We start from the raw sequence: 16291 nt of genomic DNA on the forward strand, positions 1-16291 counted from the left end.
TCATCAGGCTTCGCGGTTGCGGGTCAGCAGCGCGGGCTTCTCGCTGCGCGGCCGGCTCGGCAGGTCTTCCAGCTGCTCCAGGGTAGGCAGGCGGTCGGCACGCGACGGCTTGTGCACGATCTTCGGTTGCGGCTTGCTCGATGCCCGCTCTTCCTGGGCATAGGCACGCGGCTCGCTGGGTGCGGCCTCGTAGGGGCGGGCGGCGCGGGGCTGGCCATTCTGGCCACGGCGCTTGCCGGGCTGCTGCTGTTGCTGGCCACGCTGGGCGCGGGCAGCGCCCTGGCCCTGGCCTTGACCCTGACGGGGCTGCTGACCATTGCTGCTCGCGGCTGCCGGACGGGCACCGTTGCCGCCGTTGCCACGGCGCTGGCCGTTGCGACCCTTGCCCTGGTAGGGGCTGACGTAGTCGACGCTGTTGCCGAAGTTGTCGTAATCGTCGTCCAGGAACTCTTCCGGATCGCGATTGCGCGGCTGCTGGGCCGCGGCCTGGCCGGGTTGCGCATTGGCTGACCGGCGTCGTCGCGATCACGGCGGTCGCGACGATTGCGGGTACGGCCCTTGCGCTCGCCCTGGGGCTGGGCACCGGACTGCTCGCCACTGGCGGCCTTGCCCTGGCCCTGATTCTGGCCTTTGCCTTCGCTGCGCGCCGGCTTGTCAGCCTTCTTCTGGCGATTCTGCTGCGGCTTGCCACGCGGCTCGCGCGGGGCGCGCACTTCCGGCTGCTCCGGCGGCACGGACTGCGGATCGAAGCCCTGCATGTCGCCGTCGGGGATGCTCTGCTTGGTCAGACGCTCGATGGCCTTGAGCAGCTTCTCTTCGTCGGGCGAAACCAGGGAGATGGCTTCGCCGCTACGCCCGGCCCGACCGGTACGGCCGATGCGGTGGACATAGTCTTCCTCGACATTGGGCAGCTCGAAGTTGACCACGTGGGGCAACTGGTCGATGTCCAGGCCGCGGGCGGCGATGTCGGTGGCGACGAGGACGCGGACCTCGTTGCTCTTGAAGTCGGCCAGGGCCTTGGTGCGGGCGTTCTGGCTCTTGTTGCCATGGATCGGCGCGGCCGGCAGGCCATGCTTGTTCAGGTACTCGGCCAGGCGGTTGGCGCCGTGCTTGGTGCGGGTGAACACCAGCACCTGTTCCCAGGCACCCAGGGTGATCAGGTGGGCGAGCAGAGCGCGCTTCTGGTTGGCGGGGATGCGGAACAGCCGCTGCTCGATGCGCTCGACGGTGGTGTTCGGCGGGGTGACCTCGATCCGCTCGGGATCCTGCAGCAACTTGCCGGCGAGGTCGGTGATGTCCTTGGAGAAGGTGGCCGAGAACAGCAGGTTCTGGCGGCGGGCCGGCAGACGGGCCAGGACCTTCTTGACGTCGTGGATGAAGCCCATGTCGAGCATGCGGTCGGCTTCGTCCAGCACCAGGATCTCGACGGCGGACAGGTCGACGCTCTGCTGACCGGCGAGATCCAGCAGACGCCCCGGGCAGGCGACGAGCACGTCGACGCCCTTGGCCAGGGCGGTGACCTGCGGCTTGAGGCCGACGCCACCGAAGACGCAGGCGCTGCGCATGGGCAGGTCACGGGCATAGACCTTGAAGCTGTCGTGGACCTGGGCCGCCAGTTCGCGGGTCGGCGTCAGGACCAGTACGCGCGGCTGCTTGGCCACGTGCTGGCGGCCATCGGGATGACCATTGGGAAACAGGCGCTCGAGCACCGGCAGCGCGAAGCCACCGGTCTTGCCGGTGCCGGTCTGGGCAGCCACCATCAGATCGCGACCCTGCAGGACGGCCGGAATGGCGCGTTGCTGAACAGGAGTGGGATTCGTGTAGCCAGCGTCTTCCACGGCGCGGGCAAGGGCCTCGGAGAGACCGAGGGAAATGAAGGACATGCGGGGTTCCTGTCTCTGTCGGCGTCCCGCCGACGTGGGGGCGCGGTTGCGCTTCCGGTTGACGTCCAAAAGGTTTCGGACGTCTCGCCCGCCCTCGTCATCCTGCGCTGGATGAAGAGTCGGGCGATGACCGGTAGCGGTAATCACGATTGGGTGAAGTCGCCGCCAGTTCGCGTGGCCGACTTCAAAAACCGAGGTTTCGCCAGATGGCGATACACGGCTCCGCTTGGTTCAGGGTATAGAAGTGCACACCGGGTGCCCCGCCTTCGAGCAGTCGCTCGCAGAGGGCGGTCATGACTTCTTCGCCAAAGGCCTGGATGCTCTGGGTGTCGTCACCGTAGGCTTCCAGTTGCTTCCGCAGCCAGCGTGGCAGTTCAGCGCCACAGGCATCGGAGAAGCGCGCCAACTTGCTGTAGTTGGTGATCGGCATGATGCCAGGGATCACTGGGGCTTCGACTCCCAGTTTGCGGACACGTTCCACAAAATGGAAGTAGCAGTCGGCGTTGAAGAAGTACTGGGTGACCGCGCGGTCAGCACCGACCTGCATCTTGTACACGAAATTGCGCACGTCGTCCGTAAAGCTGCGCGCCTGCGGATGGGTTTCCGGATAGGCGGCGACCTCGATATGGAAGTGATCGCCGGTTTCCTCGCGGATGAAGGCGACCAGATCGCTGGCATAACGCAATTCGCCACCACCGGACAGGCCCATGCCGGACGGCAGGTCGCCGCGCAGGGCGACGATGCGGTTGATGCCGGCTTCCCGGTACTGCTGCAGCAGCTCGCGCAACTTGGCCTTGCTGTCGCCGACGCAGGACAGGTGCGGCGCGGTCGGTACCCCGACCTCGTCGTTGAGCTGGCGCACGGTACGATAGGTGCCGTCGCGGGTGGAGCCGCCGGCGCCGTAGGTGCAGGAAAAGAACTCCGGCCCATGACTCGCCAGCTGTCGCGCGGTGGCGATCAGCTTCTCGTGGCCCGCTTCGGTCTTGCAGGGAAAGAATTCGAAACTCAGACTGGGTTTCACGGCGTCTCTCTCGTGAGCGGCCCCGCCCTTACGGGCGGGGCTGGCCATCAGTAGCGGTAGCTGTCGGGCTTGAAGGGGCCTTCCTGGGTCACGCCGATGTACTTGGCCTGAGCCTCGGTCAGGCGGGTCACCACGCCACCGAAGCCCTTCACCATTTCCAGCGCCACTTCTTCGTCGAGCTTCTTGGGCAGGACCATGACGGTGACGTTGGCGGTCTTCTCGGCGACCGGCAGGTCGGCGAACTTCTCCTGGTACAGGTGGATCTGCGCCAGCACCTGGTTGGCGAAGGAGCCGTCCATGATGCGGCTGGGGTGACCGGTGGCGTTGCCCAGGTTCACCAGGCGGCCCTCGGCCAGCAGGATCAGGTAGTCGTCGTTGGCCGGATCGACGGTCAGGCCGGTGCGGTGGATCTTGTGCACCTGCGGCTTCACCTCTTCCCAGCCCCAGTGCTGGCGCATGAAGGCGGTGTCGATCTCGTTGTCGAAGTGACCGATGTTGCACACCAAGGCGCGCTTCTTCAGGGCCTTGAGCATGTTGGCGTCACAGACGTTTACGTTGCCGGTGGTGGTGACGATCAGGTCGATCTTGCCCAGCAGGGCGCGATCCACGGAGGCTTCGGTGCCGTCGTTCAGGCCGTCGACATAGGGCGAGACCAGCTCGTAGCCGTCCATGCAGGCCTGCATGGCGCAGATCGGATCGACTTCCGAGACCTTGACGATCATGCCTTCCTGACGCAGCGAGGCGGCCGAGCCCTTGCCCACGTCGCCGTAGCCGATCACCAGCGCCTGCTTGCCGGACAGCAGGTGGTCGGTGGCGCGCTTGATGGCGTCGTTGAGGCTGTGGCGGCAGCCGTACTTGTTGTCGTTCTTGCTCTTGGTGACCGAATCGTTGACGTTGATCGCCGGGACCTTGAGGGTGCCGTCCTTGAGCATGTCCAGCAGGCGGTGCACGCCGGTGGTGGTCTCTTCGGTGATGCCGTGCACGCGCTCCAGCACCTGCGGATACTTGTCGTGCAGGATCTGGGTCAGGTCACCGCCGTCGTCCAGCACCATGTTGGCGTCCCAGGGCTGGCCATCCTTGAGGATGGTCTGCTCGATGCACCACTCGTATTCGGCTTCGGTCTCGCCCTTCCAGGCGAACACCGGGATGCCGGCGGCGGCGATGGCGGCCGCGGCCTGGTCCTGGGTGGAGAAGATGTTGCAGCTCGACCAGCGCACTTCGGCGCCCAGGGCCACCAGGGTCTCGATGAGCACGGCGGTCTGGATGGTCATGTGGATGCAGCCGAGGATCTTGGCGCCAGCCAGGGGTTGCTCGCCGGCGTACTTGCGTCTCAGACCCATGAGGGCGGGCATTTCCGATTCGGCGATGATGACTTCGCGACGACCCCAGTCGGCCAGGGAGATGTCGGCGACCTTGAAATCGTTGAAAGCGGCAGGCGTGAGGACAGCGCTCATTGAAGAGTCTCCATTCGTTAGGTGCGAATGGGCGCCGTTGATGCGTTCTGATAACGCTCCGCTCGAGCCTGACAACGTCTGGCGTCATGCCCGCCGAGGGTCCCGCGCCAGCGGCGGGTCGGCTAGGATGGGATAACGCAGCGTGCTGCAGCGCCCCTCGAACGGAAGGCGGGGCGGCCTGGTGGCCGCGATGCGCGGGCAGTATAACGAGGATCGCGATAAACCCAAAGGGTGGCGCTCTGCCTCATGTCGACCGGAATCTACCGCGCGCACCCTGATCTGATGCCTCAAGACCCCGGGAATTCAAGGAGCCCTGATGAACTTCCATACCCGCAAGTGGGTGAAACCCGAAGACCTCAACGCCAATGGCACCCTGTTCGGCGGCAGTCTGCTCAAGTGGATCGACGAGGAGGCGGCGATCTACGCCATCGTGCAGCTGGAAAATCCCAAGGTGGTGACCAAGTACATCTCCGAGATCAACTTCATCAGCGCCTCGCGCCAGGGCGACATCATCGAACTGGGCATCACCGCCACCGAGTTCGGGCGTACCTCCATCACCCTCAGATGCGAGGTGCGCAACAAGATCACCCGCAAGAGCATCCTCACCATCGACAAGATCGTCTTCGTCAATCTCGACGAGGAAGGCAATCCGGTGCCGCACGGCAAGACCGAGATCACCTACGTCAAGGACAGGTTCAAGGAGTCGCCTTGAGGCCCGCGCGGGTCACGTCCAGCCGCCGCCGCTCGGCCCAGTAGAGCAGCAGTTCGCGCAGCTGCGAGAGTTCGATCGGCTTGCCCATGTGGCCGTCCATGCCGGCCTCCTGGGCGCGATCCTTGTGCTCGGCGAGGATGTGGGCGGTGAGGGCCACCACCGGGGTGCGCGACCTATGATTCTGCTGTTCCCAGGCGCGTAGCCGGCGGGTGGCGCCGAAGCCGTCCAGCAGGGGCATCTCGCAATCCATCAGGATCAGGTCGTAGGTGTTCTGCTGGAGCTTTTCGAAGGCTTCCAGGCCGTTGCTCACGGTGTCGGGTTCGACGCCGAGCTTCTTCAGCATGCCGCGGATCACCTTGACCGAGATGCTGTTGTCCTCGGCCACCAGCACGCGGAAATCGCTGGGGATGCCGCTGGGCTGTTCTTCGGGCTCGGGTTCGCTGACCCGCTGGCCGCGGCGCGACAGCTCGTCCGCCAGGGTCGCCCTGAGGGTATAGCCGGCCACCGGCTTGGCCAGCACCCGCTTGATGCCGGCGTTGCGGGCGATGACCTTGCTCGGCGCATTGCTCAGGCCGGTGAGCATGATCAGCAGCAGGTCGTGGTTGAGATTCTCGTCTTCGTTGATGCGCGCGGCCAGCTGCATGCCGGTCATGCCCGGCATCTGCTGGTCGAGCAGCACCACGTCGAAGTATTCCCGCAGGTGCGACTGGGTGCGCAGCAGGGCCAGGGCTTCGCGTCCGGACGCGGCGGTGACCGCCTGCATGCCCCAGGCGCTGCACTGCTGCTGCAGGACCTTGCGGCAGAGCTCGTTGTCGTCGACCACCAGCACCCGTACGTCCTGCAGCGGATAGTCGCTGTCGCCGCGCGACAGCACCAGCGCTTGGGCCGGGATAGGCAGGCTGATCCAGAAGCTGGAACCGCCCTCGGCGTTGTTCTGGATGCCGAAGTCGCCCTGCATCAGCAGCACCAGTTGGCGGGCGATGATCAGGCCGAAATCCAGGCTGTCGGTGTCGCTGGCGAGGAAGTCGCGGCGGTCGAGGTGGGTGGACAGCAGCTGGCGACTCAGCGCCGCATCCAGCGGGGTGCCGCTGTCCTGCACCGAGATGCGCAGGCGTGGCGGCTGGCCGGTGGCCTCTTCCAGGGAGATCACCAGGAGGATCTCGCCTTCCTCGGTGCGCTGGAAGGCGTTTTCCAGCAGGTTGAGCAGGATCTGGCGCAGGCGGGTCGGATCGCCGATGAAACGGCGGGGCACCTGGGGCTGGATGAAGCTGAGCAGTTCGACCCGGTGCTCCTCGGCGCGCGGCCGGAAGATGTCTAGGCAGTCGTCGAGCAGGGCATTGAGGTCGAAGGTGACCTCTTCCAGTTCGATCTGGCCACTTTCCAGACGGGTGATGTCGATGATCTCGTTGATCAGGTTGAGCAGTTCTGCACCGGCGCTGTGGATGGTCTGCACATAGTCGCGCTGCTTGGCCGACAGCGCCGTGCCCTGCAGCAACTCGGTCATGCCCAGCACGCCGTTCATGGGCGTGCGGATCTCGTGGCTGATGCGCGAAAGGAATTCGGCCTTGCCCTTGAGCTCCGCATGGTTGGCCGCTCTGTCACGGGTACGGGTGAAATGCTCTTCGCGCAGATAGCGACGGCGCTCCTCCAGGGCCAGGGTGAGCAGGATGCCGCTGAACATGCAGCTGGCGATCAGGCCGCGGCCCATCCACACCGGCGGATTGGCGTAACCGGCCAGGATCGGCAGGGCGATCAGCCCGGCCAGGGCCAGCAGGGCGCAGCTCACCACCAGCAGCCGCGCATAGCGGGCACCCTGGTGCCAGCGCTCAAGGGCGATGGTCAGGCAGGCGAACAGCGCCAGACCATTGACCGCCATGAGCCAGTCGCCGATATAGAACTCGCCGGCGGCGATGCGCACCACGGCGGCCAGGGCGACCAGCGCCAGCAGGCCCCTGAGCGTGCGGCGGATCCACAGCGGCAGTCGCCGCCAGCCAAAGAAGGCCCCCACGAAATTCAGCCCGGCGGCGCTGCAGGCCAGCACCGACAGATCGGTCAGCAGCGGCGTCTGGCCCTTGAAGCCGCCCAGGAAGAACTTGCTCAGCCCGAAAATGTTCAGGGCCACGCAGACCAGCATCACCAGCAGCAGGGTGAGGGCGCTGGTGGCGCGACTGCGGTGATAGAGCAGCTGGGCGCCGTTGTACAGCGCCAGCATGGCCAGGCAGCCGAGCAGCACGCCGAACATCACCAGCCGATGGGTGACCTCGGCTTCGGCACTGCTGCTCAGGGTCAGGGCGATCCGCATCGGCTGGGGCGATTCGAATCTCAGGAAGAGGTCGAGCGGCTGGTCGCTCTGCGGAATCGGAAAGACGAAGTCGCGACTGAGTTGCTGCGGATTGAGCAGCGGCCGCGACAGGCCATCGCGGATCTCGCTGAGCAACTGGTCGTCGCGATAGGCGAAGAAGTCCAGATAGCCGACATTGGGCGAAATGATGCGCAGCAGGCGCTGCTGGGTGTCGGGCTGGATGCGGGTGTGCAGCCAGAGCGCCCCGGGGCCGGCGGGGCGGTGGGCGCGGGCGGTGGTCAGCGGCTTGAAGGCGGACAGCCGGTCACGGACGTCGTCGAGCGAGAATTCGCCCGTGGCGTCCTCGTATTGCGCCCAGCCCGCATCCGGCGAATTCTCGGCCTGCACGGAATTGGCCACCAGCAGCAACAGCAGCCAGCTGACCACAAAGCCTATGGCGATCCAGAGCCGGTGCACGAGAGTTCCCTTCGCAAATGCGGACGTCGAGTATAGATCAGCCCGTCACGTCTGTTGACGTAACAGTGTAACAGGCTGATCCCTTAGGCGAGCTTCACTGTCGCTCGCGGGCGATGGCGCGGTAGCCGATGTCACTGCGGTAGAAGCAGCCCTTCCAAGAGATTTCCTGGGCCAGCGCATAGGCGTTCTGCTGGGCGGCGGAGACCGTTTCGCCCAGGGCCGTGGCGCACAGCACCCGACCGCCGGCCGTGACGACCTGACCATCGCGCAGGCTGGTGCCGGCGTGGAACACCTTGCCCGGCAGCGCCGCGGCGGCTTCGAGACCGGCGATGGCGTCACCCTTGGCGTAGTCGCCCGGATAGCCGCCGGCGGCCAGGACGATGCCCAGGCTCGGACGCGGATCCCAGCAGGCTTCGATCTTGTCGAGCGCCTCGGCCAGGGCGGCCTCCACCAACAGCACCAGGCTGGACTGCAGGCGCAGCATCACCGGCTGGGTCTCGGGATCGCCGAATCGGCAGTTGAATTCGATGACCTTGGGCGCACCGCTCTGGTCGATCATCAGGCCGGCATAGAGGAAGCCGGTGTAGACATTGCCTTCGCTGGCCATGCCGGCCACGGTGGGCTCGATGATCTCGCGCATGACCCGCTCGTGGACCTCGGGGGTCACCACCGGCGCCGGGGAATAGGCGCCCATGCCGCCGGTGTTGGGACCGCTGTCGCCGTCGCCGACGCGCTTGTGATCCTGGCTGGTGGCCATCGGCAGGACATTCTTGCCATCGACCATGACGATGAAGCTGGCTTCCTCGCCGTCGAGGAATTCCTCGATCACCACGCGGGCACCGGCGTCGCCGAAGGCATTGCCGGAAAGCATGTCACGCACCGCGTCCTCGGCTTCGGCGAGAGTCATGGCGACGATCACGCCCTTGCCGGCGGCCAGGCCGTCGGCCTTGATCACGATCGGCGCACCCTGCTCGCGCAGATAGGCCAGGGCCGGCTCCACCTCGGTGAAGTTGGCGTAGGCGGCGGTGGGGATCTGGTGGCGCGCCAGGAAATCCTTGGTGAAGGCCTTGGAGCCTTCCAGCTGGGCCGCACCGGCAGTGGGGCCGAAGCAGGGCAGGCCACGGCTGCGGAACAGGTCGACCACCCCGGCCACCAGCGGCGCCTCGGGGCCGACGATGGTCAGCTCGACGTTGGCGGCGGCGAAGTCGGCCAGTTGTTCCAGGGCCAGGACGTCCAGGGCGACGTTCTCGCACTTGGCTTCGGTGGCGGTGCCGGCGTTGCCCGGGGCCACATAGACCTTGGTGACCCGGGTGTCCTGGGCGACCTTCCAGGCCAGGGCGTGTTCGCGACCGCCGCTGCCGATGATGAGTACGTTCATGCAGTGTTCCTCTCGGGCGGCCGCAGGGTGGCGTCCGCACTTTGAATTGGAGCGACGGCGAGGCGCGTGCGGCCTCGCCGGGACGGGCCCTTAGTGGCGGAAGTGACGCATGCCGGTAAAGACCATGGCGATGCCGGCTTCGTCGGCGGCGGCGATGACCTCGGCGTCGCGCATGGAGCCGCCCGGCTGGATCACCGCGGTGATGCCGTTGGCCGCGGCGTTGTCGATGCCGTCACGGAAGGGGAAGAAGGCGTCCGAGGCCATGACCGCGCCGGCCACGGCCAGGCCGGCGTGCTCGGCCTTGATGGCGGCGATGCGCGCCGAGTTGACGCGACTCATCTGGCCGGCGCCGATACCCACGGTCTGCTGGCCCTTGGCGTAGACGATGGCGTTGGACTTGACGAACTTGGCCACCTTCCAGGCGAAGATCAGGTCCTGCAGTTCCTGCTCGCTGGGGGCGCGCTGGGTCACCACCTTGAGGTCGGCGGCGGTGATCATGGCGATGTCGCGGCTCTGCACCAGCAGACCGCCATTGACGCGCTTGAGGTCCAGGCCGGGCTTGCGCTCGGCGGGCCACTCGCCGCACTCCAGCAGGCGGACGTTGGCCTTGGCCGCGACGACGTCGCGGGCCTCGGCGCTGACGCGCGGGGCGATGATCACCTCGACGAACTGGCGCTCGACGATGGCGCGGGCGGTCTCGGCGTCCAGTTCGCGGTTGAAGGCGATGATGCCGCCGAAGGCCGACTCGCTGTCGGTGGCATAGGCCAGTTCATAGGCCTGGCGGATGTCGCCGGCCACGGCCACGCCACAGGGGTTGGCGTGCTTGACGATGACGCAGGCCGGCTCCTCGTAGCTCTTGACGGTTTCCAGGGCGGCGTCGGTGTCGGCGACGTTGTTGAAGGACAGTTCCTTGCCCTGCAGCTGGGTGGCGGTGGCCACGCAGGCCTCGCTGGCGTGCTCGACATAGAAGGCCGCCTGCTGGTGCGGGTTCTCGCCGTATCTCATGTCCTGCGCCTTGATGAACTGGGCGCTGAAGGTACGCGGGAAGGCGGCGCGGCCTTCGGTGGACAGGGTCTCGGCCCGCTGGTCGATGCTGCCCAGGTAGTTGGCGATCATGCCGTCGTAGGCGGCGGTGTGCTCGAAGGCCTTGAGCGCCAGGTCGAAGCGCTGGGCATAGCTCAGGCCGCCGGCCTTGAGGTCGTCGAGGATGGACGCGTAGTCGCTGGCATTGACCACGATGGCGACGTCCTTGTGGTTCTTGGCCGCGCTGCGGACCATGGTCGGACCGCCGATGTCGATGTTCTCGATGGCGTCGGCCAGGCTGCAGCCGGGCTTGGCCACGGTGGCGGCGAAGGGGTAGAGATTGACCGCGACCAAGTCGATCGGGCGGATGCCGTGCTCGCTCATGACCTCGTGGTCGATGCCGCGGCGGCCGAGGATGCCGCCGTGGATCTTCGGATGCAGGGTCTTGACGCGGCCGTCCATCATTTCCGGGAAGCCGGTGTAGTCGGCGACTTCCACCGCCGGGATGCCTTCGTCGCGCAGCAGCTTGTAGGTCCCGCCGGTGGACAGGATTTCCACGCCGATGGCCGCGAGTTCACGGGCGAAGTCGACGACGCCCGTCTTGTCGGACACGCTGATCAGCGCACGGCGGACGGGGAGGCGAGAGGTCTGGTCGGTCATGGTCATGTCCATCAGGAGGAGAGAGACCGCCGGTCAAGCCCCCTGGGCCGCCGGCGATGAGGCGGATCAGAGCAGGTCGTATTGCTTGAGCTTCTTGCGCAGGGTGCCGCGATTGAGCCCGAGCATCTCCGATGCCTTGGTCTGGTTGCCCTTGACGTAATTCATCACGCTTTCGAGCAGGGGTGCTTCCACTTCGCAGAGCACCATGTTGTAGACGTCGGTCACCGGCTGCCCATCGAGGTGGGCGAAATAGTTGCGCAGCGCCTTTTCCACGCTGTCGCGCAGCGTCTGGCCCTCCTGCAGGGGAGCGGTCAGGTGCTGCTTGAGGTCGCCGTTGTCACTCACGGGCGCTGTTCCAGTCAAAGTCTCGGTCATCGAATTCATGCCACCTGCTTCCCGATCGGGGGCTGCGCGAAGAACGCGCGAATGCTGGCGTGCTGGGCTTGGGTGTCTTGCAGTCGGTTGAACTGGGCGCGCGATTCCGCGGCGCCTGGCCGGTCGGCCAGGTACCAGCCGACGTGCTTGCGGGCGATGCGCACGCCCATTTCCGGGCCATAGAAGGCATGCAGGGCGTCGAGGTGCTCCAGCAGGATGGCCTCCACCTCGGCATCGCTCGGCGCCGCCAGGTGCTCGCCGGTCGCCAGGTAGTGGGCGATCTCGCGGAAGATCCAGGGGCGGCCCTGGGCGGCGCGGCCGATCAGCAGGCCGTCGCAGCCGGTGTGCTCGAGCACGCGCCGGGCCTTTTCCGGGCTGTCGATGTCGCCATTGGCGAACACCGGGATACCGACCGCCTGCTTGATCGCGGCGATGGTGTCGTACTCGGCGGCGCCCAGGAACCTGTCGTCACGGGTGCGGCCGTGCACGGCCAGTGCCTGGATGCCGGCGGCTTCGGCCAGCTGCGCGATGCGCAGGCCGTTGCGATTCTCGGGATTCCAGCCGGTGCGGATCTTCAGGGTCACCGGAACGTCCACCGCGGCCACCACGGCGGCGAGGATCTCGGCCACCAGGACCTCGTCCTTCATCAGCGCGGAGCCGGCGGCCTTGTTGCAGACCTTTTTCGCCGGGCAGCCCATATTGATGTCGATGATCTGGGCACCCAGTTCGACATTGCGCTGGGCTGCTTCGGCCAGCATCGCCGGATCGCCGCCGGCGATCTGCACCGAGCGCGGTTCCTGCTCGCTGGCGTGGATCAGGCGCAGCCGCGACTTGCGGCTGTCATAGAGCCGCACGTCACTGGTCACCATTTCCGACACGGCCATGCCGGCGCCGAGTGCCAGGCACAGGCGCCGGAAGGGCAGGTCGGTGACCCCGGCCATGGGCGCGAGAATCAGCGGATTGGGCAAGGTATAAGGGCCGATGCGTACCATCGACATATCTTTTTCCCTGGCGAATAGGCGCCTGTTCCGCCTGCGCCGGAAACCGGCCGCGGACAGGGGCTGCTGTGCTTGAAAAGGGTTGGGAATGATACCCGCTCGCCGCCTCCGGATAAAGCGCGAGTTGGCTAGTTTATGAGCAATTCGCCCTGGCGCTACTCCGGCGAGAAGAAGCTCAGGCTGTAGTTCACCGCGCGCGGACCGGGGTCGAGAATGTCCAGGGCGATGTGGATCGGCGTCTGCGGCGGCATCTCGTCCTGGCCCTTGAGCTCGCCGTTCAGGTACTCGCCGGGCTTGAAACGGCGGCTGGCGAGCAACTGGCCGTTGAGGTCGGCGAAGCGCAATTCCAGCAGCGGAAAAGGCTGCGAGAAGGGCGCCCGGTTGTAGAGGATGGCATCTACGCGCAGGGCCCCGGAAAATTGCGGATGGCTGCGCACCACCAGGTTGCTGCTGCGGATCTGCTGGACATCGACCTTGGACGGCACCTTGCAGCCCAGGCTGGCGCAGGCCTGGACGAACAGCGGGCGATAGCTGTCCTGCCGCGCCAGTTCGTCGAAGTGGTAATAGACGTACTGGCCGGCCAGGCCGAGCAGCGCCAGCAGGCAGAGCAGGATCCACAGCAGGCGGCGACCCCAGTGCGGGCGCCGTGGCTGGCTGTCCAGCTGCAGCGGATCGTCGTGCAGGTCCAGCAGGGGATCGTCCTGCCATTCCGGTTCGCTGCGCAGGGCGGTCGTGGCCTTGGCCGGCAGCGGCTCGTCGTCGCCGTCGCGCGCGGCGCTGAGGGGTTCGGCAACGGGCTCCTGCCAGTCGTCGAGCCGACCCAGGCCGGGTTCGGCGCGTTCGTCGTCGTCGGCTTCGACTCGCCCGAGTGCCGGCTCCTGGCGTTCACGCGGGGGCGCGGTGGTGAGGGGCGCGGGCGGCGTGGCCGGGGCGGGCTTGAGCGGGGCGCGCGTGGCCGCGAGCGGTGCCACCGGTGCTGCCGTCGGCACGGGAGCGATGTCCGGCTCCGGCCGGACCTCCACGGCGGGCTCGGGCTCGGGCTCCGATTCCGGCTCGGCGGCGGGAAGCGGCAAGGGGGCGGGCTGCGGCTCGAACTCGACCTCGGGTTCGGCCGGCAGGCGCAGGGATTCCGGCTCGGGTTCGCGCTCGGCGGAGGCGGCGCCGAGCGACGGCAGTTCGAAGGGGTCTTCGTCGTCCTGGGGGCGATGGGCCGCCAGGCCCTGGGCCGGTGCCGGTTCTTCCCGCGGCGCGGCCACGGCGGGCGGCGTTGCTGCTGCGGAAGGTGCTGCCGGCGCGCGGCGCTGTTCTTCCAAGGCGCCCAGGCGGGCGACCTCGGCGTCCAGCTCCAGGTGGCTCAGGTCCAGTTCGTCATGGGGCCAGGCCGCTTCACTGGGCGTCGGTGCCGGTTCGGCCACGGGCGCGGGTGGCACGGGCATGGGCTGCGGCGCCGTCAGGGGCGCGGCCTGGTTGCTGGCGTTGAACACTTCCAGGCAGACGCCACAGCGTACGTCGCCGTCCGCGGCAGCCAGGTGTTCCTGGGTGACGCGGAAGCGGGTATGGCAATGCGGACACTGGGCGACGAGGGATTCGGTCATGGCGAGGCGACAGCCAGGGAGTGAAGCGCGCTAGTGTACCCGAAGGCCCTGGCGAAAGAAGGGCCTCCACCGGGCCGCCGGGTGAGCGGACCGGTGGCGGTGCGCAGGTCAGCGACGACGGGTGCCGCTGATGCGTACCCAGCCGTCCAGGGTGGCGGTGGGTTCCAGGTCGAAGCAGCCGGCATAGGCGGCGCGCACGTCCTCGGCCTGCTCGGCGAGGATGCCGGAAAGGGCCAGGCGACCGCCGATGCGGGTCAGGCGGGTGATCTGCTCGGCCAGGCCGACCAGCGGACCGGCGAGGATGTTGGCCACCACCACGTCGGCCGGCTCGCCTGGCAGATCGGCGGGCAGGTACAGCGGAAAGCGTGCCGGGTCGATGCCGTTGCGATTGGCATTCTCCCGCGAGGCTTCCAGGGCCTGGACGTCGATGTCGGTACCCACGGCGCGCTCGGCGCCCAGCAGCAGGGCAGCGATGGCGAGGATGCCCGAACCGCAGCCGAAATCCAGCACCTGCAGGCCCTGGACCGGTTCACCGTCCAGCCACTGCAGGCACAGCGAGGTGGTGGGGTGGGTGCCGGTGCCAAAGGCCAGGCCCGGATCCAGCAGCAGATTGACCGCCTCGGGTTCCGGGGCCTCGTGCCAGCTGGGCACGATCCACAGTCGCTGGCCGAAACGCATGGGCTGGAAGTTGTCCATCCAGCTGCGTTCCCATTCCTGGTCTTCCAGGCGCTCCACCTCGTAGACGAGGCCGTTGGCCAGGAGCTGCACGCGCTGCTCCAGGGCGGCGGCGTCGGTATCGCCTTCGAACAGCGCCAGCAGGTGGGTCTGGGACCACAGCGGGGTGGTGCCGAGATCCGGCTCGAAGATCGGCTGGTCCTCGGCGTCCATGAAGGTCACCGAGACGGCGCCCAGTTCGAGCATGAGGTCTTCGTAGGTTTCCGCCTGGGCGGGGGTGAGGGCGAGGCGGACTTGCAGCCAGGACATGGAGGGCTACCTGAATCGGGTCAAAGCGGGGAGGGTAAATGAAAACGGGCTGCCCGAGGGCAGCCCGTTCGCTGAATCAGAGCTCGTCACGTCCTCAGTGGCGCAGGCCGAGCTTCTTCTCCAGGTAGTGGATGTTCACGCCGCCCTGGCCGAAGGCCTGGTCGCGGGTCAGCATCCGGTGCAGATCGGCATTGGTCTTGATGCCGTCGACGATCAGCTCGTCCAGGGCATTGCGCATCCGGGCCATGGCCTCGTCGCGGGTCTTGCCCCAGGTGATCAGCTTGGCGATCAGCGAATCGTAGTTCGGCGGAACCTTGTAGCCGCTGTACAGGTGCGAATCCACCCGCACGCCGTTGCCGCCCGGTGCATGGTAGTGCTTGACCAGGCCCGGAGAGGGCATGAAGGTCTTGGGATCTTCGGCGTTGATCCGGCACTCGATGGCGTGACCGGTGATCTTGATGTCTTCCTGCTTGATCGACAGCGGGTTGCCCGCGGCGATGCTGAGCATCTCCTTGACGATGTCGACGCCAGTGATCATCTCGGTCACCGGATGCTCCACCTGCACGCGGGTGTTCATCTCGATGAAGTAGAAGCGACCGTCTTCGTAGAGGAACTCGAAGGTGCCGGCGCCGCGGTAGCCGATGTCGATGCAGGCCTTGACGCAGCGTGCCAGGACTTCTTCGCGGGCCTTCTCGTCGATCTGGGGCGCAGGCGCCTCCTCGATGACCTTCTGGTGACGACGCTGCAGCGAGCAGTCGCGGTCATAGAGGTGCACGGCGTTGCCCTGGCCATCGGAGAGCACCTGGACTTCCACGTGACGCGGATTGCCGAGGAATTTCTCCATGTAGACCATGGAGTTGCCAAAGGCGGCGCCGGCTTCGGTCTGGGTCAGCTTGATCGACTTGATCAGCTCGGCCTCGTCCTCGACCACGCGCATGCCGCGACCACCACCGCCACCGGCGGCCTTGATGATCACCGGATAGCCGACTTCGCGGCCGATGCGCAGGCACTCGGCCTCGTCATCCGGCAGGGCGCCGTCGGAGCCCGGCACGGTGGGCACACCGGCCTGCTTCATGGCGTTCTTGGCGGACACCTTGTCGCCCATCAGGCGAATCACGTCGGCGGTGGGGCCGACGAAGGCGAATCCGGACTGCTCCACCTGCTCGGCGAAGTCGGCGTTCTCGGCGAGAAAGCCGTAGCCGGGGTGGATGGCGGTGGCGCCGGTGACTTCCGCGGCACTGATGATGGCCGGGATGTTCAGGTAGGACTGGGGCGAGGGGGCCGGGCCGATGCACACCGATTCGTCGGCGAGGGACAGATGCATCAGTTCGCGGTCGGCGGTGGAATGAACCGCCACCGTCTTGATGCCCAGCTCCTTGCAGGCACGCACCACGCGCAGGGCGATTTCCCCGCGGTTGGCGATCAGGACTTTTTCCAGCATCGTGGGCTC

General features: G+C 66.9%; 11 protein-coding genes, 1 pseudogene and 1 riboswitch. Of the genes and pseudogenes, 1 reads left to right on the forward strand and 11 read right to left on the reverse strand.

Going from position 1 to position 16291, the window contains the following annotated elements; genetic code table 11:
• Window positions 1–3 precede the first annotated feature (3 nt).
• The 3 genes and pseudogenes from rhlE2 to ahcY form a co-directional block, all read right to left on the reverse strand.
• A pseudogene (rhlE2, locus tag POR01S_RS14140) lies at window positions 4–1883 on the reverse strand (RNA helicase RhlE2).
• Window positions 1884–2067: 184 nt separating this feature from the next.
• The gene (metF, locus tag POR01S_RS14145; RefSeq protein ID WP_042136591.1) at window positions 2068–2904 is read right to left on the reverse strand and encodes a methylenetetrahydrofolate reductase [NAD(P)H]; all 837 of its coding nucleotides are present in this window, start codon (window positions 2902–2904) and stop codon (window positions 2068–2070) included.
• Between the two features lie 47 nt (window positions 2905–2951).
• A complete protein-coding gene (ahcY, locus tag POR01S_RS14150) occupies window positions 2952–4358 on the reverse strand; it encodes an adenosylhomocysteinase (RefSeq protein ID WP_007161576.1) in 1407 nt (468 codons plus the stop codon).
• Window positions 4359–4380: 22 nt separating this feature from the next.
• Window positions 4381–4523: riboswitch (S-adenosyl-L-homocysteine riboswitch) on the reverse strand.
• Between the two features lie 151 nt (window positions 4524–4674).
• Here ahcY and POR01S_RS14155 point away from each other — a divergent pair.
• Window positions 4675–5070 (forward strand): acyl-CoA thioesterase, encoded by a 396-nt coding sequence (locus POR01S_RS14155; protein WP_007161577.1) that lies wholly within the window; start codon window positions 4675–4677, stop codon window positions 5068–5070.
• On the opposite strand, the gene POR01S_RS14160 is transcribed toward POR01S_RS14155, so the two are convergent.
• The 8 genes from POR01S_RS14160 to accC form a co-directional block, all read right to left on the reverse strand.
• Window positions 5054–7828 carry a response regulator gene (locus POR01S_RS14160; RefSeq protein WP_042136594.1) on the reverse strand — a complete coding sequence of 925 codons (2775 nt, stop codon included), beginning with the start codon at window positions 7826–7828 and terminating at the stop codon, window positions 5054–5056. The genes POR01S_RS14155 and POR01S_RS14160 overlap by 17 nt on opposite strands.
• A 94-nt stretch (window positions 7829–7922) precedes the next feature.
• The gene (gene purD / locus POR01S_RS14165; RefSeq protein ID WP_042136596.1) at window positions 7923–9206 is read right to left on the reverse strand and encodes a phosphoribosylamine--glycine ligase; all 1284 of its coding nucleotides are present in this window, start codon (window positions 9204–9206) and stop codon (window positions 7923–7925) included.
• Between the two features lie 90 nt (window positions 9207–9296).
• Window positions 9297–10889: a bifunctional phosphoribosylaminoimidazolecarboxamide formyltransferase/IMP cyclohydrolase gene (purH, locus tag POR01S_RS14170; RefSeq protein WP_042136598.1), complete on the reverse strand. Its 1593-nt coding sequence runs from the start codon at window positions 10887–10889 to the stop codon at window positions 9297–9299.
• 66 nt (window positions 10890–10955) lie between these two features.
• Window positions 10956–11273 (reverse strand): DNA-binding transcriptional regulator Fis, encoded by a 318-nt coding sequence (gene fis, locus POR01S_RS14175; protein WP_026083845.1) that lies wholly within the window; start codon window positions 11271–11273, stop codon window positions 10956–10958.
• On the reverse strand, window positions 11270–12262 hold the full coding sequence (dusB, locus tag POR01S_RS14180; RefSeq protein WP_027598939.1) for a tRNA dihydrouridine synthase DusB: 993 nt from the start codon (window positions 12260–12262) through the stop codon (window positions 11270–11272). The genes fis and dusB overlap by 4 nt, the downstream gene beginning before the upstream one ends.
• 155 nt (window positions 12263–12417) lie before the next feature.
• The gene (locus POR01S_RS14185; protein ID WP_042136601.1) at window positions 12418–13857 is read right to left on the reverse strand and encodes a DUF3426 domain-containing protein; all 1440 of its coding nucleotides are present in this window, start codon (window positions 13855–13857) and stop codon (window positions 12418–12420) included.
• A gap of 108 nt (window positions 13858–13965) precedes the next feature.
• Complete coding sequence (gene prmA / locus POR01S_RS14190; protein ID WP_042136603.1) at window positions 13966–14841, reverse strand: 50S ribosomal protein L11 methyltransferase; 876 nt, start codon at window positions 14839–14841, stop codon at window positions 13966–13968.
• A 94-nt stretch (window positions 14842–14935) separates the two neighbouring features.
• The gene (accC, locus tag POR01S_RS14195; RefSeq protein WP_027598936.1) at window positions 14936–16282 is read right to left on the reverse strand and encodes an acetyl-CoA carboxylase biotin carboxylase subunit; all 1347 of its coding nucleotides are present in this window, start codon (window positions 16280–16282) and stop codon (window positions 14936–14938) included.
• Between the last annotated feature and the right edge of the window lie 9 nt (window positions 16283–16291).

Origin of the sequence: Pseudomonas oryzihabitans NBRC 102199 (assembly GCF_000730625.1) — a bacterium.
Classification (GTDB): domain Bacteria; phylum Pseudomonadota; class Gammaproteobacteria; order Pseudomonadales; family Pseudomonadaceae; genus Chryseomonas; species Chryseomonas oryzihabitans.